The 19,971-nt window shown below is 42.0% G+C and carries 15 protein-coding genes; 12 read left to right on the top strand and 3 right to left on the bottom strand.

The genetic code is table 11. The features are described 5' to 3' along the window. Window positions 1-129 precede the first annotated feature (129 nt). The 5 genes from nrfH to BT_RS07165 are packed head-to-tail and all read left to right on the top strand — an operon-like array spanning window position 130 to window position 5,580. Window positions 130-726: a cytochrome c nitrite reductase small subunit gene (gene nrfH, locus BT_RS07185; RefSeq protein WP_011107765.1), complete on the top strand. Its 597-nt coding sequence runs from the start codon at window positions 130-132 to the stop codon at window positions 724-726. A gap of 43 nt (window positions 727-769) precedes the next feature. After that, window positions 770-2,251, top strand: coding sequence for an ammonia-forming cytochrome c nitrite reductase (nrfA, locus tag BT_RS07180; protein WP_011107764.1), 1,482 nt, complete (start codon window positions 770-772; stop codon window positions 2,249-2,251). 11 nt (window positions 2,252-2,262) lie between these two features. Then, entirely contained in the window at window positions 2,263-3,498 is a 1,236-nt protein-coding gene (locus BT_RS07175; RefSeq protein WP_011107763.1) for a cytochrome c biogenesis protein ResB, read from the top strand. Continuing rightward, the gene (locus BT_RS07170; RefSeq protein WP_011107762.1) at window positions 3,495-4,286 is read left to right on the top strand and encodes a cytochrome c biogenesis protein; all 792 of its coding nucleotides are present in this window, start codon (window positions 3,495-3,497) and stop codon (window positions 4,284-4,286) included. Before BT_RS07175 ends, BT_RS07170 begins: the two co-directional genes overlap by 4 nt. Window positions 4,287-4,293: 7 nt before the next feature. Next, complete coding sequence (locus BT_RS07165; protein WP_011107761.1) at window positions 4,294-5,580, top strand: alginate export family protein; 1,287 nt, start codon at window positions 4,294-4,296, stop codon at window positions 5,578-5,580. Between the two features lie 89 nt (window positions 5,581-5,669). Here the strand turns inward: BT_RS07165 and BT_RS07160 are convergent, their stop codons facing one another. Next, complete coding sequence (locus BT_RS07160; protein ID WP_008762363.1) at window positions 5,670-6,359, bottom strand: Crp/Fnr family transcriptional regulator; 690 nt, start codon at window positions 6,357-6,359, stop codon at window positions 5,670-5,672. A gap of 266 nt (window positions 6,360-6,625) precedes the next feature. Between BT_RS07160 and BT_RS07155 the strand changes: the two genes are divergently transcribed. Then, window positions 6,626-7,165 (top strand): flavodoxin family protein, encoded by a 540-nt coding sequence (locus BT_RS07155; RefSeq protein WP_011107760.1) that lies wholly within the window; start codon window positions 6,626-6,628, stop codon window positions 7,163-7,165. Window positions 7,166-7,360: 195 nt separating this feature from the next. Here the strand turns inward: BT_RS07155 and BT_RS07150 are convergent, their stop codons facing one another. Next, window positions 7,361-7,906 (bottom strand): methylated-DNA--[protein]-cysteine S-methyltransferase, encoded by a 546-nt coding sequence (locus BT_RS07150; protein WP_011107759.1) that lies wholly within the window; start codon window positions 7,904-7,906, stop codon window positions 7,361-7,363. Between the two features lie 213 nt (window positions 7,907-8,119). Between BT_RS07150 and BT_RS07145 the strand changes: the two genes are divergently transcribed. From BT_RS07145 to BT_RS07125, 5 genes are all read left to right on the top strand, one after another. Next, window positions 8,120-8,941: an MBL fold metallo-hydrolase gene (locus BT_RS07145; RefSeq protein ID WP_011107758.1), complete on the top strand. Its 822-nt coding sequence runs from the start codon at window positions 8,120-8,122 to the stop codon at window positions 8,939-8,941. A 42-nt stretch (window positions 8,942-8,983) separates the two neighbouring features. Beyond that, a complete protein-coding gene (locus BT_RS07140; protein ID WP_008764881.1) occupies window positions 8,984-9,910 on the top strand; it encodes a homocysteine S-methyltransferase family protein in 927 nt (308 codons plus the stop codon). 67 nt (window positions 9,911-9,977) lie between these two features. After that, on the top strand, window positions 9,978-13,286 hold the full coding sequence (locus BT_RS07135; protein WP_011107757.1) for a S41 family peptidase: 3,309 nt from the start codon (window positions 9,978-9,980) through the stop codon (window positions 13,284-13,286). A gap of 117 nt (window positions 13,287-13,403) precedes the next feature. Then, on the top strand, window positions 13,404-17,627 hold the full coding sequence (locus tag BT_RS07130) for an acyl-CoA dehydratase activase (RefSeq protein WP_011107756.1): 4,224 nt from the start codon (window positions 13,404-13,406) through the stop codon (window positions 17,625-17,627). Beyond that, on the top strand, window positions 17,614-18,237 hold the full coding sequence (locus BT_RS07125) for a TetR/AcrR family transcriptional regulator (protein ID WP_011107755.1): 624 nt from the start codon (window positions 17,614-17,616) through the stop codon (window positions 18,235-18,237). The genes BT_RS07130 and BT_RS07125 overlap by 14 nt, the downstream gene beginning before the upstream one ends. Before the next feature lie 7 nt (window positions 18,238-18,244). Here the strand turns inward: BT_RS07125 and BT_RS07120 are convergent, their stop codons facing one another. Continuing rightward, the gene (locus BT_RS07120; protein ID WP_011107754.1) at window positions 18,245-18,916 is read right to left on the bottom strand and encodes a YczE/YyaS/YitT family protein; all 672 of its coding nucleotides are present in this window, start codon (window positions 18,914-18,916) and stop codon (window positions 18,245-18,247) included. Window positions 18,917-19,072: 156 nt separating this feature from the next. Between BT_RS07120 and BT_RS07115 the strand changes: the two genes are divergently transcribed. Next, the gene (locus BT_RS07115) at window positions 19,073-19,963 is read left to right on the top strand and encodes a helix-turn-helix domain-containing protein (RefSeq protein ID WP_011107753.1); all 891 of its coding nucleotides are present in this window, start codon (window positions 19,073-19,075) and stop codon (window positions 19,961-19,963) included. Window positions 19,964-19,971 lie beyond the last annotated feature (8 nt).

Raw genomic sequence — 19,971 nt, 5'->3', positions numbered from 1 at the left:
CGGGGGCGGGATGGAGTATCTTTTTTCTCTTATTAATCAGTGTTCGTATAATTTTCTTTAAAAGGTGTAATAGTTATTACACCTTTTGTGTTTCCAAAGCTTTACTTTTGTGAAAAATACTTTTTCACTATGATGAAGTTACCATTTATAAACCGAATTTTTCCTTCGTACAGATCGAAGATAATAGCCATTATCATTGGCGGTATTATTGTAGGCGGAGGAGCTTTATTTATGTACATGCTTCGGGCACATACGTATCTGGGCGATGATCCGGCAGCGTGTGTGAATTGTCACATCATGTCTCCTTATTATGCCACATGGTTTCACAGTTCACATGCACGGGATGCCACCTGTAACGATTGTCATGTTCCTCACGAGAACATTGTAAAGAAATGGACATTCAAAGGAATGGATGGTATGAAGCACGTCGCAGCTTTCCTTACCAAAAGTGAGCCACAAGTGATACAGGCCCACGAGGCCAGTTCGCAGGTGATTATGAACAATTGTATTCGTTGCCATACACAACTGAATACGGAGTTTGTAAAAACAGGAAAGATAGATTATATGATGTCTATGGTAGGAGAAGGAAAGGCTTGCTGGGACTGTCATCGGGATGTACCTCATGGTGGTAAGAATTCGTTGTCCGCTACTCCGGCAGCTATCGTCCCTCTTCCCGAATCGCCTGTACCGGAATGGCTCCGGAAGATGGTTAATAATAAGGAATAAGCATATACATAACTACGTAATAAAATAATAAAACCGATATACAATGGAAAAGAAATTAAAATCATGGCAAGGATGGCTGTTGTCCGGAGGTTCAATGGTCGTTGTTTTTGTTTTAGGATTATGTGTTTCTGCGTTGATGGAGAGGAGGGCGGAAGTCGCCAGTATCTTTAATAACCGCAAAACTGTCATTAAAGGTATTGAAGCACGCAACGAACTGTTTAAAGATGATTTTCCCCGCGAATATCAGACTTGGACGGAAACGGCAAAGACTGATTTTGAAAGCGAGTTTAATGGCAATGTCGCTGTTGATGCTTTGGAAAAACGTCCGGAAATGGTTATTCTGTGGGCAGGATATGCATTTTCAAAAGACTATTCCACTCCGCGCGGACATATGCATGCTATCGAGGATATTACGGCGTCACTTCGTACCGGTTCTCCTGCAGGTCCGCACGATGGCCCTCAGCCTTCTACTTGCTGGACTTGTAAGAGTCCGGATGTTCCCCGCATGATGGAAGCATTGGGAGTCGATTCTTTCTATAATAACAAATGGGCTGCCTTTGGTGATGAAATCGTGAATCCGATCGGCTGTTCCGACTGCCACGATCCGGAAACAATGAATCTTCATATCAGCCGTCCGGCATTGATTGAAGCTTTCCAGCGTCAGGGAAAAGATATCACAAAAGCTACTCCACAGGAAATGCGTTCATTGGTCTGTGCGCAGTGCCACGTAGAATATTACTTTAAGGGTGACGGTAAATATTTGACTTTCCCGTGGGATAAAGGTTTCACTGTAGAAGACATGGAAGCATATTATGATGAGGCAGGTTTCTATGATTACATTCATAAGTTAAGCCGTACTCCGATCTTGAAAGCCCAGCATCCCGACTATGAAATAGCTCAGATGGGTATTCACGGGCAAAGGGGCGTTTCTTGTGCCGATTGTCATATGCCTTATAAGAGTGAAGGGGGCGTGAAATTCAGTGACCATCATATTCAGAGCCCATTGGCAATGATTGACCGCACCTGTCAGACTTGTCATCGTGAGAGTGAAGAAACATTACGTAACAATGTGTACGAGCGTCAGCGCAAGGCAAATGAAATCCGTAACCGTCTGGAACAGGAACTGGCAAAGGCGCATATCGAAGCAAAATTTGCCTGGGATAAGGGTGCTACAGAAGATCAGATGAAAGATGTGCTTGCATTGATTCGTCAGGCACAATGGCGTTGGGACTTCGGTGTGGCATCACATGGAGGTTCTTTCCATGCACCGCAGGAGATTCAGAGAATTCTTTCTCATGGTCTGGACCGTGCTATGCAGGCTCGTCTGGCTGTATCCAAAGTTTTAGCGAAGCATGGGTATACGGAAGACGTTCCGATGCCGGACATTTCAACGAAGGCCAAAGCACAGGAATATATCGGTCTTGATATGGATGCTGAAAGAGCTGCTAAGGAGAAATTCCTGAAAACGACCGTTCCGGCATGGCTGGAGAAGGCAAAGGCAAACGGGCGTCTGGCACAAAAGTAAAATAGGGATATATGTGGAGCAAACCGTGGAGTTATAAAGAAGGGCTGGTGATTGGTGCGGGATTACTGGTGATAGGTATTTTGCTGCAAATGGCAGTGGGAGCCATCAACTGGGGCCTGTTTGCCTGTCCGGTCAATGCGATTGTGTTAGTGGTTTATATCATAGCGCTGGTAGCCATGCACCTTCTTCGTAAACGTGTGTATCTGTTTGGATGGTTGAGCCATTATTCCGCTGCCGTTTCTTCCCTGGTATGGGTAGCCGGCATGACGGTGATCATGGGACTTATCCGGCAGGCTCCTTCCGGTCATGCTTCCAATGATATACTGGGATTTTCGCAGATGATTTCGTCCTGGCCTTTCGTCCTGCTTTACTTTTGGATGGTCACTGTATTGGGACTGACCATATTCCGTGCCAGCTTTCCATTCAGGATTGGCAGACTATCCTTTCTTCTCAATCACGTAGGATTGCTCGTGGCATTGATTACGGCTACTTTGGGAAATGCCGATATGCAACGCTTGAAGATGACTACCCGAATGGGAAACGCAGAATGGAGGGCTACCGATGATAAAGGAAAATTGATAGAACTTCCGTTGGCTATCGAACTGAAGGATTTTACGATTGATGAATATCCTCCGAAACTGATGCTGATTGACAATGAAACGGGGGGAGTACTCCCCGAAAAGTCTCCTGTGCATTTACTGCTTGAAAACGGAGTTTCCGAGGGCAGTCTGCTGGATTGGGACTTGTTTGTCGAACAGTCTATTCCGATGGCTGCCTCCGTAGCTACAGAGGACACACTGAAATTTACAGATTTCCATTCGATGGGAGCGACATATGCAGTGTATCTGAAGGCCGTCAACCGAAAGAACCAACAGACGAAAGAAGGGTGGGTGAGCTGTGGTAGTTTTCTTTTTCCTTATAAGGCATTGCGTCTCGACTCTCTGACGAGTCTGGTGATGCCGGAACGGGAACCGCAACGTTTTGCTTCGGAAGTAAAAGTCTACACACAGGAAGGAACGATAATGGAAAGTACGATTGAAGTAAATCGTCCGATGGAGATAGCAGGATGGAAAATTTATCAGCTTAGTTATGATGAGTCGAAAGGTCGCTGGAGCGATATCAGTGTCTTTGAGCTGGTTCGCGACCCGTGGTTGCCTGTAGTATATGCAGGGATCATCATGATGATGCTCGGAGCAATTTGTCTGTTTGTCAATGCACAAAAGAGGAAAGAGGAGGATACGGAATGAGTTGGGAACATTTTATATGGTTTGCGATAGCCGCATTGATTTGCTGGGGCTTGGGCGCGTTTGCTGCCTGGGAAGGAAAGAAGCCGGTATGGGCTTATGGGTTTACCTTGTTGGGGCTGGCTATCTTTTTCAGTTTTATCCTCGGTATGTGGATTTCTCTGGAACGTCCTCCGATGCGGACGATGGGAGAGACACGTCTGTGGTATTCTTTCTTCCTTCCATTGGCTGGTTTGATAACGTACGTGCGTTGGAAATATAAATGGATTCTTAGTTTCAGTTGCATTCTCTCACTGGTATTTATCTGTATCAATATCTTTAAACCGGAGATTCACAATAAAACGCTGATGCCTGCTTTGCAAAGTCCGTGGTTTGCCCCTCATGTCATAGTGTATATGTTTGCTTATGCGATGTTGGGAGCTGCGGTGGTCATGGCTGTCTATCTGCTTTGGTTCAAAAAGAAGGATATTGAACGGAAAGAGATGGACTTATGCGATAACCTGACTTATGTGGGCTTGGCATTTATGACATTGGGAATGCTGACGGGAGCTATCTGGGCGAAAGAAGCGTGGGGGCACTACTGGGCTTGGGACCCGAAAGAGACATGGGCGGCAGCTACTTGGTTCTCCTATCTGGTATATATCCATTTCAGGCTGGGCAGACCGTTGAAGAGTCGTCCGGCATTAGTCATTCTGTTAGTATCATTTGTCTTATTACAAATGTGTTGGTATGGAATCAATTACCTTCCATCGGCACAAGGAGTTAGTGTACATACTTATAACTTAAATTGAAATATCAATGAAAACATTTTATTGGTCATTCGTTCTTATGCTATTGCCAAGCATGGCATACACACAAACTACGGAGAAGGAAAATGAATTTTCGATGTCTATGCAAATCAGACCTCGTGCGGAGTATCGAAACGGTGCTTTAGTCCCTCGCAATGAAGGGCAGAAGGCTGCATCATTCATTAATAACCGTGCCCGTTTGTCACTGGACTACAAGCGTTCGGACCTTGAAATCAAGATGTCGGCACAGCATGTCGGAGTATGGGGGCAAGATCCGCAGATTGACAAGAATGGTCGCTTTATCTTGAATGAGGCATGGGCAAAGCTGGATTTTGGAAAAGGCTTCTTTGCACAGTTAGGTCGTCAGACGTTAGTTTATGATGATGAACGTATTTTGGGCGGACTGGACTGGAATGTGGCAGGCCGTTATCATGATGCGTTGAAACTGGGATATGCCAATAAGAATAATGAAATACATGCTATTCTGGCTTTCAACCAGAATGATGAAAAAACGGCAGGTGGTACTTATTACAATTCTTCTATTGGTCAGCCTTACAAGAATATGCAGACTGTGTGGTATCACTATAAAGCAGATAAGATTCCGTTCGGGGCTTCTTTACTGTTTATGAATTTAGGGTTAGAGACAGGGAATCAGCTCACTCAAGATTCTCATACCCGCTACTTGCAAACGATGGGAACTTATCTTACATATAAAAATAGCGGATGGAACTTGGATGGCGCTTTCTACTACCAAACAGGTAAGAACAAGGATGCCGAGAGTGTTTCTGCTTTCATGGCAAGTGCTACGGCAGCTTATGCGTTCAATAAGACATGGGGAATGGTTGTAAGCTTTGATTATTTGAGCGGAAATGAAGAAGGTAGTAGTAAATTTAAGGCTTTTGACCCTCTTTATGGGACGCATCATAAATTCTATGGCAGCATGGATTATTTCTACGCTTCTGCATTCAACAAAGGATTTGCTCCCGGATTAATAGATGGTCGTCTTGGGGCTCGTTTTCGTGCATCTGCCAAGGTAGATATGGAACTCAATTATCATTATTTTGCTACTGCTACTGAAGTAGATTTTAAAGAAGATTTGAAGAAGTCACTCGGTTCGGAAGTTGACTATCAGATCAATTGGTCCGTAATGAAAGATGTGAAACTCTCTGCCGGTTATTCTTTTATGCTTGGAACGAAGACGATGGATGCTGTGAAAGGCGGAAATCATAAGAGCTGGCAAGACTGGGGATGGGTATCTGTCAATATCAACCCGAAAGTGTTTTTTACAAAATGGTAATTGAAACCTAGCTAGGATTCAGATTAAACCGTTGATAGAATATAAAAAGTGGCACAGCATTAAATTTAGGCTGTGCCACTTTCTTTTTATTATAAGTATTTCTCCAGCGCCATTTTATTCAGAATCTCGATCTTTTTTCCTTCCATTGTGATCAGCCCTTCCTTGATTATCTTATTGATTTCTTTGGATAAAGCAGGACGTGATACATTCAGGTACTCGGCAAGCTGTGACTGGGTATGCATGATCTCTACAGTCAGAGAATCTTTTTTCTTATGTTCGAATAAGTAAACAATAAACCTTTCGCGTACAGTCTTGCGCGACAGAGGTTTCAAACGTGATACGGTACATATATTGCAATTTCCGGCGATGCAAAGAAAATTGTGCAACACCTGCGGGTCCTGACTGATGACTTTAAAAGTGGAATCTTTGGTTGCCATGAGTACCACGCTGTCTTCCAAAGCAGTAAAAGTAGCTGGCAACGTATTGTTTGAATTGAAAAGGTGAGGGGTGGCAAAGGTACGTGGTGCGATGATATACTCAATCATCACTTCGTTCCCCAATCCGTCAATGATATCCGTGCGTAGTTTTCCTTCCAATAACACATATAGTTTGTTGCAAGGTGTACCTTGCGTAACAACTATTTCTTTTTTATCCGCTGCATAGATAACGAAATCCAGTTTATCCAGCAGAGATTCCTTAATGTTCAGAGGTAAATCCCGAAATAAAGGGATTTGAAATAATTTTTCTTTATGTGCGTTGGTCAGTTGTATTTTTTTCATTGCATTATGTTGTTCGTATCATGGGCAAAGATATGAATTATATATGGGCAGAGAAAATCTTTTTTTATGTTTGTGCCGCCGAAAGACCGATTATGGATGAGATGAAAAGGATATTGATAAAAAGTAAAAATGGCAGAAAATGTTTGAATCAGTAATTAGGGTACACATCTCTGTAATTTATCTACATTTGCTATATGATAAATTGTCTATTTTTGCAGAGTGAAAAAGCTGATTAATGAAATTCAAAAAATAAAAGTAATAAAGTTATGGCTAAAAAAGTTCTGATTATTTCGTCCAGCCCCCGAAAGGGCGGTAATTCTGATATGCTTTGTGACGAATTTATGAAAGGTGTTCTCGAAACAGGCAATGAAGTAGAAAAGATTTTTCTGAAAGAGAAAGTAATTCATCCTTGTACGGGATGTAGTGTTTGCAGCATGTATGGCAAACCCTGCCCCCAGAAAGATGATGCCGCAGGAATTGTAGAGAAAATGATTGCTGCTGATGTCATCGTAATGGCAACACCTGTTTATTTCTATACGATGTGCGGACAGATGAAGATTATGATTGACCGTTGTTGTGCGCGTTATACGGAAATAACGAATAAGGAATTTTATTTCATTATTGCAGCGGCGGAGAATGATAAGGGGATGATGGAACGTACGATTGATGGTTTCCGTGGCTTCCTTGATTGTCTGGAAAATCCGCAGGAAAAAGGAGTGATTTATGGAATAGGTGCCTGGAAGGTAGGAGAAATAAAAGATACTCCCTACATGCAGGAAGCCTATGAGATGGGAAAAATGGTGTAAACGTTCGCTTTAGGTAAACATTTCCCGTCTTATATAACAACCTTTCAGGATGGTGTCACTATGCTGAGTATATAGTGACGCTATACCTGTAGGATAGTGACACTAAAGCAGTATGATAGTGACACTATAGTAATGGGATAGTGACACCATATTTTTGTCTGGATTTAATGAGAGAAGTTTAGTTTAACGATTCTGTTACAATAATCTTCTTTCGTTCGATTCCAGCTCCAATAAAGTCTTTTTAGCTACAAGACCACCGGCATATCCGGTCAGTTTATGATCACTGCCGATCACCCTGTGACAAGGAATAAGTATTGAAATCGAATTTGCTCCATTCGAAGAGGCTACCGCACGGATAGCTTTAGGATTATCCAGTCTCTGTGATAATTGAGCATAAGATATCGTTGTTCCGTAGGGAATGTTTAATAATTCATTCCATACACTCTTTTGAAACTCTGTCCCGACAAGAAGCAGAGGAATATCAAACGTAGTCCTTTGACGGGAAAAATACTCATCTAGCTGGCTGATCGTTTGCGTTATCACTTCAGAGTTTTCTATTGCGTACTGAGCATTTAGCGCTTTTTGTATTCGTTTATCGATTGCTGCTCTGCGTTCTTCACTCACCACCCAGTCGCACATACAGAGCTTGTTCTCGAAAGAACCGAGTATCAATTTCCCGCATGGAGATTGATAGTACTGTATCTGAACTGTATTTACTTTACCTTTTGCTTCTTTCTCCATTTTGATTCTTTATTTAAAGGGTTTGATATGGATGTAAAAGTAATTATTTGTATTCAAACTACAAAATGAATAATTCGGCAATAGAAGCCTGAAACAAAATCTTTTACCCTTACAGTCGATTTAAATTGATTGATTACTTGTTCTGCCGTAGAATTATTATAATTTTGTAGCAGAACTTTTTATTTCGTAGTATTTGATAAAGAACCAAACCACATGAACTATAAAATAACGACTCTTGTCGAAAATTGTGTCTATGGACGTAAATTGCAGGCAGAACATGGTCTTTCCCTCTATATTGAGACACCGGAAAACAGATTACTTTTTGATACGGGAGCTTCCGATTTATTTATCCGTAACGCCCGGTTATTGAATATTGACTTGCAAAAAGTAGATTATTTAGTATTATCTCATGGTCACAGTGACCATACGGGTGGACTACGCCATTTTCTTGAACTAAATGCCGAAGCAACGGTTGTCTGCAAACGCGAAGTGTTTTTTTCTAAATTCAAGGATGAACGTGAGAATGGAATGAAATATACACGCTCGCTTGATCTTTCTCGTTTTCGTTTTATTGATGAGTTGACTGAACTGGTTCCCGGAGTATTTCTTTTTCCCTCTGTGGATATTATAGACCCGAAGGATACACATTTTGAACGATTTTGGATTCAAAAGGAAGATGGTTCTAGAGTCCCCGATACCTTTCCGGACGAGTTAGCTATGGTACTGGTTGAGCCTGAAGGACTTTCCATTTTAAGTGCCTGTTCCCACCGGGGTATTACAAATATATTGCGGACTGTAAGAACGGCATTTCCGGAACTCCCCTGTAATTTGCTTTTAGGTGGATTTCATATTCATAATGCAGAAGAATCCAAATATCAGGTTATTGCTGATTATTTGCACGAATATTTACCTCAAAAGATAGGTGTCTGTCATTGTACGGGAGTAGATAAATATGCTTTCTTCTATAAGGATTTTGGAGACAGAATATTTTATAACCATACAGGGAAATTGATTCAGACGGATTCTCTGTTATAATAATCTGCGACGACTAAACAAGAATATATAAAAACAAACTGGATGAATTTTAAAGACTGCATAGATTCTTATCCCTTTATATTAATGGAAGGTGCTTTAGGCGAGCGACTAAAAAGGGAGTTTGATTTGGATATCAGTGGTACTGTTGCAATGGCTGACTTAGTCTATCAGCAGAAAGGTAGACTGGCATTAGAAACGCTATGGAATGAATATATTGATATTGCATATAGGTATCAACTACCATTTCTTGCAACAACTCCAACAAGAAGGGCCAATAAAGAACGGATTTATATGGCTGGATACAATGAATCCATTATTGCAGATAATGTGGATTTTCTTCGTTCCATAAAAGAAGCAGCAAATGTAGATATGTATATCGGTGGTTTGATGGGATGTAAGGGAGATGCATACACTGGCGAAGAGGCTCTAAATCTGGAAGAGGCAATAGACTTCCATAGTTGGCAGGCCGGTTTGTTTAAATCTGCCAAAGTTGATTTTTTATATGCAGGTATTATGCCTGTATTGACGGAAGCTATCGGGATGGCAGTCGCTATGTCTGATACGGATATTCCTTATATTATCAGCTTTACGATTCAAAGAGACGGAAAACTGATAGATGGGCATACCATTGATGATGCCATACATTGCATTGATAATCATGTGTCTAACAAACCTGTGTGCTATATGACAAATTGTGTTCATCCTGATATTGTTTACGAAGCACTTTCTCATAAGTTCAATCAAACACAAACGGTAAAATCTCGCTTTTGGGGTATACAAGCAAATACTTCCCAATTGTCATATAAAGAATTGGATGGAGCAAATCATTTACATACTTCTTCGGCAGCCGATCTGAGTGAAGCTATTTTAAAGTTGAAATCTGATTGTCATCTTAAAATATTTGGTGGGTGTTGTGGAACAGACAGCAGTCACATGGAAAAAATCGCTAAAATATCGGAAGTGACTTAAACTAACTAGAAATACGGTCTTCTCATGAAACAAGGAATATAGAATAAATATATAAACATACAATAATATGAAGAAAATAATCATCTCTTTAGCGCTGGTACTGACTGCATTATCCAGCTATGCTATTACCCCTTTGTGGATGCGTGATGCACGTATCTCACCGGACGGAAAGGAAATCGTCTTTTGTTATAAAGGCGACATTTACAAAGTCCCCGTTCAAGGGGGAACCGCTACCCAATTAACAACACAAGCTTCTTATGAGGCTAATCCCGTCTGGTCGCCAGATGGTAAACAAATCGCGTTTGCCAGCGACCGGAATGGGAACTTCGATCTCTTTATCATGTCTGCCGATGGAGGAACTGCACGTCGGTTGACTTATCATTCTGCCTCGGAGATTCCTTCGGCTTTCACTCCGGATGGTAAATTTGTACTTTTCTCCGCCTCCATTCAGGACCCTGCGCAAAGTGCCCTTTTTCCTACCGGAGCCATGACGGAATTATATAAAGTTCCGGTTACCGGAGGACGTACCGAACAAGTGTTGGCTACTCCTGCCGAATGGGTATGCTTTGATAAATCGGGAAAAAACTTCCTTTATCAGGACCGTAAAGGTTTTGAAGATGAATGGAGAAAACACCATACCTCATCTATAACAAGAGACGTTTGGCTATACGATGCTTCGACCGGAAAACATACCAATCTGACCAATCGGGAAGGAGAAGACCGTAATCCGGTATATGCACCGGATGGTAATTCGGTCTATTTTCTAAGTGAGCGCAATGGCGGTTCATTTAATGTATATAACTTTGCCCTGAACACTCCGCAGGAAGTGAAAGCCATCACCACTTTCCGCACGCATCCGGTACGTTTCTTGTCAATCAGCGATAAAGGAACTTTATGCTATACGTATGACGGAGAACTTTATACACAAGAGCCCAATGCCCGCCCGAAGAAAGTAAATGTTGATCTTGTGCGTGATGATGAAAAAGAGATTGCTACTCTCAGATTTTCTCAGGGTGCGACTTCTGCTTCTGTGTCTCCGGATGGCAAGCAGGTGGCTTTTATTGTGCGAGGTGATGTTTTTGTGACTTCAACCGATTATGCTACGACCAAGCAAATAACAAATACTCCGGCAAAGGAATCCGGTGTATCTTTTGCTCCCGACAACCGTACACTGGTTTATGCCAGCGAGCGGACCGGCAACTGGCAACTTTATACCGCTAAGATAGCTCGTAAAGAAGAGGCGAATTTCCCTAACGCCACTCTTATTGAAGAGGAAGTATTGCTCCCCTCTAAAACCGTAGAACGTGCTTACCCGCAATACTCTCCGGATGGTAAGGAATTGGCTTTTATCGAAGACCGTAGCCGGTTGATGGTACTCAACCTGAAAACTAAAAAAGTACGTCAGGTGACAGACGGTTCTACATGGTACAATACAGGAGGCGGATTCGACTACGAATGGTCGCCCGATGGCAAGTGGTTTACGCTTGAGTTTATCGGCAATCGTCATGATCCCTATTCGGATATCGGCATTGTCAGTGCGCAGGGAGGTACTATCACTAATCTGACTAACAGTGGTTATATTAGCGGCTCTCCACGTTGGGTACTGGATGGAAATGCCATTCTGTTCCAGACCGAACGTTATGGTATGCGTGCCCATGCTTCCTGGGGATCACAACAGGATGTGATGCTGGTATTCTTGAATCAGGATGCTTACGACCGTTACCGTTTGAGTAAAGAGGATTTCGAACTGCTCAAAGAATTTGAAAAGGAGCAGAAGAAAGCAAAGGAGAAAGACGGTGATAAGAAAAAGGACGGAAGTCAGTCTAAAAAGGAAAAGGCAGACAAAGAAAAAGATAAGGTAGACAAAGAAGGAGATAAGGAGGATACCGAAAAGGACAAGGCAGACAAGAAAGATATTGTTGTGGAACTCAGCGGTATTGAGGACCGTATTGTACGCCTGACTCCTAACTCTTCTGATTTAGGTAGTGCTATTCTTTCCAAAGATGGAGAAAATCTGTATTATTTCTCTGCTTTCGAAGAGGGATATGACCTTTGGAAAATGAATCTTCGTGAAAAAGGGACGAAGCGTCTCCATAAACTTAATTCCGGCTGGTCATCACTGATGCTGGATAAAAAAGGAGATATCTTCTTGCTGGGAAGCAGAAATATGCAGAAAATGGACGCGAAGTCGGATGCTCTGAAATCTATCAGTTATCAGGCTGAAATGAAAATGGATTTGGCAGCCGAACGTGAGGCAATGTTCGATCATGTATATAAACAACATCAAAAACGTTTCTACAATCTTAATATGCACGGAGTGGACTGGAATGCCATGACAGCTGCCTATCGTAAATTCCTGCCACATATTGATAATAACTATGACTTTGCAGAATTACTGAGCGAATGGTTAGGTGAACTGAATGTTTCGCATACCGGAGGGCGCTATTCTCCGAGGGGCAATGGGGATGTAACCTCTAATCTGGGCTTATTGTTTGACTGGAATTATCAGGGAAAGGGTATGCAGATTGCTGAAATCGTAGAGAAAGGGCCGTTCGATCATTCCCGTACCAAAGTAAAGGCAGGGTGTATTATAGAAAAGATCAACGGGGAGGAAATAACTCCGGATAAGGACATCACTGATCTCTTGAATAATAAGGCAGGAAAGAAAACACTGGTTTCGCTGTACAACCCGCAGAATAAGGAACGTTGGGAAGAAGTGGTAAAACCTGTCACAAGCGGACAGCTTAATGGCTTATTATATAAACGTTGGGTAAAGCAACGTGCTGAGGATGTGGAGAAATGGTCCGGCGGTCGTTTGGGATACGTTCATATTCAATCTATGGGAGATGGCAGTTTCCGTACTGTTTACTCGGATATTCTGGGAAAATACAATAACTGTGACGGAATTGTGATCGATACCCGTTTTAACGGAGGCGGTCGTCTGCATGAAGATATTGAAATTCTTTTCAGCGGTCAGAAATATTTCACTCAGGTGGTACGCGGACGTGAAGCCTGTGATATGCCAAGCCGTCGCTGGAACAAGCCTTCTATTATGTTGCAGTGTGAAGCCAATTATTCGAATGCGCATGGCACCCCGTGGGTGTACAAGCATCAGAACATTGGAAAACTGGTAGGTATGCCTGTTCCGGGAACTATGACAAGTGTATCTTGGGAAACTTTGCAGGACCCTTCATTGGTATTTGGGATTCCTATCATCGGTTATCGTCTACCGGATGGCAGTTATCTGGAAAATACTCAGTTGGAACCTGACATCAAGGTTGCCAACAGCCCGGAGACTATAGTGAAAGGAGAGGATACGCAACTTAAAATGGCTGTGGATGAATTGCTTAAAGAAATAGATAGTCGGAAGAAATAGACATCGTTCGTTTGTGTTAAAAGAACCGAAAAAAAAGCTTATTGAAATGATGTGTCCAACTTATTCTTACTTTTGTGTTTGACAATAGTGTCAAACTAGGGGAACATAGTGTAGAACATGATTAAAATAGGAATTGATGTAGGTTCAACGACGGCGAAGTTAGTTGCCGTCGATGAAAATGATAATCTATTATTTTCAAAGTACGAGAGACACAATGCGAAAGCAAAAGAGACAATTCTATCATTCTTGAAAGAGCTGTTATCTGAAATCGGAGATAAAGATATTTCCGTGAGGATAACAGGCTCTATCGGAATGGGAATTTCAGAGAAATGTTCGTTGCCGTTTGTACAGGAGGTTGTTGCGGCAGCGAAAGCGATACAAAAGGATTATTCTCATGTGACTTCCATGATAGACATCGGAGGAGAAGATGCGAAAGTCGTCTTCTTTAATGATGCCGAAGCGACCGATTTGCGTATGAACGGCAATTGCGCAGGAGGGACGGGTGCTTTTATTGACCAGATGGCGATTATACTGGGAGTGAATATTGATGAATTGAATCAACTAGCCATGAATGCGACACAGGTATATCCTATTGCCTCCCGTTGTGGCGTTTTCTGTAAAACGGATATTCAGAATCTGATAGCTAAAAATGTAAGTCGTGAGAATATTGCGGCTTCCATCTTTCGTGCGGTAGCAGTTCAAACGGTAGTGACGCTGGCGCACGGTTGCGATATTACAACTCCCGTATTGTTTTGTGGTGGTCCGTTAACCTTCATTCCGGCACTGCGGAAAGCCTTCATTGATTATTTGTCCCTCGATGAAAAAGAGATCATACTGCCGGCCAACGGCACTTTGCTCCCTGCACTAGGTGCTGCTCTATTTCATCTTGATAAAGAGGATTACTGTAAACTGTCCCATTTGATCGATAAGATTGACACTACTTTAAACGGTAACGGTAACCTTGCCTCAACAGGATTGGAACCTGTTTTTGCAAGTAATGAAGAATATGAAGCATGGAAAGAAAGAATATCCCGTCATAAGATGATATCTTCCGGCTTGAAAGCCGGAACACAGGATGTCTTTATCGGCATCGATTCAGGTTCTACTACGACAAAGATTGTTGTACTGGATGAAGATTCAAGGCTTCTGTATTCTTATTATAATATTAATGGCGGCAATCCGATAAAAGCTGTGGAAGAGGGGCTGAATCAGTTGAACGATGAATGTTTGAAGCAGAATGCCGTACTCAATATAAAAGGAAGCTGTTCTACCGGATATGGGGAAGACCTTATCAGGTCTGCCTTTCAGCTTCATTCGGGGATTATCGAAACGATCGCCCATTATATGGCAGCGCATTATCTGAACAAGGATGTGTCTTTTATCCTCGATATCGGCGGACAGGATATGAAGGTTATTTTTGTGAATAATGGCGTGATTGACCGGATGGAGATTAATGAAGCATGCTCTTCCGGATGTGGTTCTTTTCTTGAAACGTTTGCTAAATCTCTGGGGTATTCGGCACAAGAGTTTTCTCTGGCAGCCTGCCATTCGGAAGCACCGTGTGATTTGGGAACAAGGTGCACCGTTTTTATGAACTCAAAAGTGAAACAGGTACTCAGGGAGGGGGCAACGATCAATGATATTGCCGCCGGACTGGCATATTCCGTTGTCAAGAATTGCCTGTATAAGGTGTTGAAACTGAAAGATATATCTGTTTTGGGAAAAGATATTGTTGTGCAGGGAGGCACCATGCGCAATGATGCGGTGGTCCGTGCCATTGAACTTCTCTCGGGAGCGGAAGTGGCAAGGTGTGATACACCCGAATTGATGGGAGCATTCGGATGTGCATTATATGCGATGAAACATCAGGGGGAGTCCGTATCATTGGATGAGATTATCAATAAAGCTCAATATTCGGCACGTTCTTTATATTGCAAGAGTTGCGATAATCGTTGTCTGGTCATTCGTTACGAGTTCGAAAGCGGCAAAAGTTATTATTCGGGAAACAGGTGCGAGAAAGTTTTCACGAATGGAGAGAGCAGTAACCGGAAAGGTCTGAATGTCTATCGGCAAAAAGAAGAGCTTTTGTTTCATCGCAGCGCAGAGATTGCAGCACCCGAGCAGATTATCGGAATCCCCCGATGTCTGAATATGTACGAGGAATATCCATTCTGGCACACTCTTTTCACTTCCTGTGGCATACAAGTCTGTTTGTCTGATCCGTCCAATTTCAGAAAGTATGAGCACAATGCGCGTATGGTGATGTCGGACAATATCTGCTTTCCGGCTAAGCTGGTACATAGTCATGTTCAGGACTTGATAGAAAAGAAGGTCGACCGGATTTTTATGCCTTTTGTTATTTTCGAAAGAAAAGGGATGGAACAAAACAGTTATAATTGTCCGATTGTGACAGGTTATTCGGAGGTTATCAAAAGTGTGCAGTCCGAAGGTATACCGGTTGATTCCCCTGCAATAACTTTCAAAGACCGGAATCTGTTGTTTAAACAATGCCGTGAATATCTGAGCGGTTTGAGCGTGGACGATCGGACGATTCAGCAAGCATTCCAAAAAGCGGAAAGCGAACAGCACTCTTTTATTAATACATTGGTCGATTATAACAAAAACATATTGCAGCAGACTGGAAAGGGAGAGACTTTGACTGTCATGCTTGCCGGACGTCCTTATCATACCGATTCTCTGATACAGCACAAAGTCTCGGATATGCTTGCGGATATGGGAGTGAATGTGATAGCGGATGATTTGGTGCGTCAGATGGATATACCGACGGATGATGCGCATTTTGTTGCTCAATGGGCGTATACGAACCGTATCCTGAAGGCTGCGAAATGGTGTGCGACACAAGGAAAGAATATTCAGTTTGTAGAGATGACTTCGTTCGGATGTGGACCGGATGCTTTTCTGGTGGATGAAGTAAGGGATTTGCTGATGCGTCATAACAAATCGCTGACCTTATTGAAACTGGATGATATCAATAATATCGGTTCAATGAAGTTGAGAGTACGTTCCATGATTGAAAGCCTCAAACTTGCGAATGCGGATGGAACGGAAGACGGTGTAAAGGACTTTACGACCGTTCCTGTTTATGACAAGTCTTACCGTGACCGTAAGATACTCGTTCCTTACTTTACTCCGTTTATTTCACCTTTGATTCCTGCTATTATGAAAGTAGCCGGTTATGATGCGGAAAACCTTCCTCTCAGTGATAATGATTCAAGTGAATGGGGGTTGAAGTATGCGAATAATGAGGTCTGTTATCCGGCTACTCTGATAGTCGGCGATATTATAAAAGCACTTAAAAGCGGGAAATATGATATTTCAAAAATAGCCGTAGCCATCACCCAAACGGGAGGACAATGCCGTGCCAGCAACTATATTTCCTTGATAAAAAAGGCGTTGGTGGATGCCGGATATACGGATATTCCGGTAATCTCTATCTCTGTGGGCAGTGACATAGATAATGACCAGCCCGCGTTCAAGGTCAACTGGATGAAAGTAGTACCGATAACTTTTCATGCCGTTTTGTATAGTGATTGCATTGCTAAGTTTTATTATGCGTCTGTGGTACGTGAGAAAGAAGCAGGTGCATCGGCAAAGCTGCGTGATAAATACCTGCAACTGGCACCTGAAGTGATACTGAGAAGAGACATAAAGGGGTTGAACTCTTTGTTGCAATCGGCAATCACTGAATTTAATGAGGTATGTAGGGCTGTAGATACTCCTAAAGTCGGAATTGTAGGAGAAATCTTCTTGAAATTCAATCCTTTCGCACAAAAAGAGATCATTGATTGGCTGATAGGCCGCAAGATAGAAGTGGTTCCGCCGATTCTGGCTGACTTTTTCATGCAGGGGTTTGTGAACAGGAAAGTCAATACGGATTCTTACATAAAAAACAGACAGTTGCCTGAGTTTATTTACGACTGGATCTACAAGTTTGTAAAGAAACAGATTGATAAAATAAATGAGACAGCAAGTAAGTTCCGTTACTTTGCCCCCTTCAATGATATCTTTGAAGAAGCGGAAGGAGCTAAAAGCGTTATTTCGCTGAATGCCCAATTCGGTGAAGGCTGGTTGTTGCCGGCTGAAATCGTGTCTTACGCCCGGCAAGGGGTGAACAATGTAGTGAGTTTGCAACCTTTTGGCTGCATAGCGAATCATATCGTATCCAGAGGAGTCGAAAAACGTATAAAAAGTTTCTATCCGGATATAAATTTGCTATCTTTAGACTTTGATAGTGGTGTGAGCGACGTAAACATAACAAACCGTATGCTTTTGTTTATTGATAATCTGAAAAATGCGACAATGAATTATGACAACAACTAATAATAATGAAGATTTGGAGAAAAAGATAATTGAGGCTGCCAAAGAACTATTTATAGAGAATGGGTTCGCAGAAACCAGTATGAGTGATATCGCTGCTAAAGTAGGTATCAACAGACCGGCACTTCACTATTATTTCCGAACGAAGGATAAGATGTTTCAGGCCGTTTTTGGTAATATCATACTTTCTTTTATTCCCAAAATACATGATATAATCATTCAGCAGGACAAACCTGTCTCCGAGAGTATCGGTGAAATTGTAGATGCTTATTATAAAGTATTCACGGAAAATCCATGTTTGCCATTGTTCATGGTGAGGGAGATGCATCGTGATATGAACCATTTAAGCACTACTATCAAGGAGTTGCGCCTGGAACAATATCTCCATAAAATCATGGATGTTTTACAGGAAGAAATGAATGACGGGAGACTGAAAACAGTTCCTTTGCCATTCGTATTCTATACTTTTTATAGTGCATTGACAGTTCCTTTCCTGACAAAGAATCTCAGTGCTTCTTTCTTTTTGGAGAAGGATGATTCTTTTGAGGATATTCTGGTTCAGTGGAAACCTTATATCGTCAGACAGATGGAAACGTTGCTGGTAGCGAGCTAGAGAAAACTTATTTCAATACAGGTAATAATTTGTAGAGAGTTTTCCTTGTCATTATTTTCTGATTCAGGAAGCTGACGATATATCCGGTGATGCAGGCGGCGATAAGAGACCCCTCGCGAACACCTTCGATGCATTGCGAAAGCAGGAGAGAGAGTATGACTGCCAGAGTGACCAGCGTAACATCAAAACAGACTTTGAACTTTCCGAACTCTTTGTTATAACGGCGGGAGGCGTATTTTACAAAAGCCTCTGCACTCATCATTGCTACTTTGGGTTTGAGTTCGAGTACGACTCCTATGGATTGTATCATGCATCCTGTGAGTAATAAGGCTATTGACATTCCGTAATTGTCGGGATGCAGATTACTGGTGAGTGCCATATTAAAATCAATGAATGCCGAAAAGATAAAAGAGAACGGCAATTGAAGAAGTATTTCAATAGTGTCCTGTCGGGTCTTATTTTTTCTGATGACCCAGAACTGTCCCAGAATAAGCAGCATATTGATCAGAAACGTACAAGTTCCTAATGATAAAGGGCTGTTCAGGCTTAGCACATAATTGACGCTGGATATAGGTGTGGTTCCTAATGCAGAACGCACAATCAACACTATTCCGGCAGCCAGAAAATACAATCCGATAACAAATACCAAATACCTTTTAAAAACGTCTTTCATTCCCATATCTTACTATCTTATATAATCGTATTTTTCTTCATTCTATAAAGAAGAATATGCAAAGGTCCCGTTTTTTCGTCTGATATAAGTTATCCGATTCCACACAGTTTTTGTCATATCCGAAACAAATTGTACTTTTACGTCGAAAAGAAGGAGGTATAAATGGTAAAATCTCGTATTTTTGATAATAGGCAGTTGTTAAAGGAACATCCGGAAATTCCTCATTATAAAGAGGAAGTAGTCTGCTTTATGAGTGAATATAAGGACAGGAGCTATCCGGAAAACGAACGTTACTTTAATCGTGAACTTTATATGATACTCGTTCTTGAAGGTCGTTCCGAGATTTTGCTGAATGGGGAATTTATTGTGATAGAGCCTGATATGTTGCTTGTTCATGGAGCGAATTATCTCACCGACCATCTTTATTCGAGTCCGGATATTAAGTTTATCACCCTCTCCATTTCCGAGTCCATGCGGACGGATGACTCTTATCTTACCCAGATAACGGCTATTCTGTTGGCAACGATGAGGCAGAATAAGCAATATACCATACAGCTGACCGCATACGAATCTCAAATCATTCGTAATGAACTGGAAGTGTTGATGCGTTTGCTGAATATAAAACATCAGTTTCTTTTCCGGCGAATACAGGCGGCTTGCAATGCCTTATTTTTGGATATAGCCGATTTTCTTTCCCGAAAGACTATCATAAAAAAGGAGGTCAGTCGTAAAGACCATGTTTTACAGGAATTTCATGCGCTTGTTACCCGAAATTTCAGAGAAGAGCATTTCGTTAGTTTCTATGCGGATAAGCTGGCCATCAGTGAGCAGTACCTTGCACGTATCGTTCGTGCCGGAACGGGAAAAAGTGTGAATACGATTATTAATGAGTTACTGATCATGGAAGCCCGTACCTTGCTGAGTTCCACTAAATCTACGGTAGGGGATATTGCTTCCCGGCTTGGCTTTAGTGATGCTGCCGGTTTCTGTAAGTTTTTCAAGAGGAATATGGGGCAGACTCCTCTCAATTATCGGAAGGGATTATGGATTTAAGTGAAAAT

The organism is Bacteroides thetaiotaomicron VPI-5482, assembly GCF_000011065.1.
Taxonomy (GTDB): Bacteria; Bacteroidota; Bacteroidia; order Bacteroidales; family Bacteroidaceae; genus Bacteroides; species Bacteroides thetaiotaomicron.
Note: the sequence above shows the minus strand (reverse complement) of the source record. Positions and strands in the feature narration are given on the sequence as shown.

What these genes read in the sequence shown, in the direction of transcription:
- BT_RS07150 (WP_011107759.1), bottom strand. Translation starts at nt 7,906, where the DNA reads ATGGAGAAAGAAGCAAAAGGTAAAGTAAATACAGTTCAGATACAGTAC.
- BT_RS07155 (WP_011107760.1), top strand. Translation starts at nt 6,626, where the DNA reads ATGGCTAAAAAAGTTCTGATTATTTCGTCCAGCCCCCGAAAGGGCGGT.
- BT_RS07170 (WP_011107762.1), top strand. Translation starts at nt 3,495, where the DNA reads ATGAGTTGGGAACATTTTATATGGTTTGCGATAGCCGCATTGATTTGC.
- BT_RS07130 (WP_011107756.1), top strand. Translation starts at nt 13,404, where the DNA reads ATGATTAAAATAGGAATTGATGTAGGTTCAACGACGGCGAAGTTAGTT.
- BT_RS07125 (WP_011107755.1), top strand. Translation starts at nt 17,614, where the DNA reads ATGACAACAACTAATAATAATGAAGATTTGGAGAAAAAGATAATTGAG.
- nrfA (WP_011107764.1), top strand. Translation starts at nt 770, where the DNA reads ATGGAAAAGAAATTAAAATCATGGCAAGGATGGCTGTTGTCCGGAGGT.
- BT_RS07120 (WP_011107754.1), bottom strand. Translation starts at nt 18,916, where the DNA reads ATGGGAATGAAAGACGTTTTTAAAAGGTATTTGGTATTTGTTATCGGA.
- BT_RS07135 (WP_011107757.1), top strand. Translation starts at nt 9,978, where the DNA reads ATGAAGAAAATAATCATCTCTTTAGCGCTGGTACTGACTGCATTATCC.
- BT_RS07140 (WP_008764881.1), top strand. Translation starts at nt 8,984, where the DNA reads ATGAATTTTAAAGACTGCATAGATTCTTATCCCTTTATATTAATGGAA.
- BT_RS07145 (WP_011107758.1), top strand. Translation starts at nt 8,120, where the DNA reads ATGAACTATAAAATAACGACTCTTGTCGAAAATTGTGTCTATGGACGT.
- nrfH (WP_011107765.1), top strand. Translation starts at nt 130, where the DNA reads ATGATGAAGTTACCATTTATAAACCGAATTTTTCCTTCGTACAGATCG.
- BT_RS07160 (WP_008762363.1), bottom strand. Translation starts at nt 6,359, where the DNA reads ATGAAAAAAATACAACTGACCAACGCACATAAAGAAAAATTATTTCAA.
- BT_RS07115 (WP_011107753.1), top strand. Translation starts at nt 19,073, where the DNA reads ATGGTAAAATCTCGTATTTTTGATAATAGGCAGTTGTTAAAGGAACAT.
- BT_RS07175 (WP_011107763.1), top strand. Translation starts at nt 2,263, where the DNA reads ATGTGGAGCAAACCGTGGAGTTATAAAGAAGGGCTGGTGATTGGTGCG.
- BT_RS07165 (WP_011107761.1), top strand. Translation starts at nt 4,294, where the DNA reads ATGAAAACATTTTATTGGTCATTCGTTCTTATGCTATTGCCAAGCATG.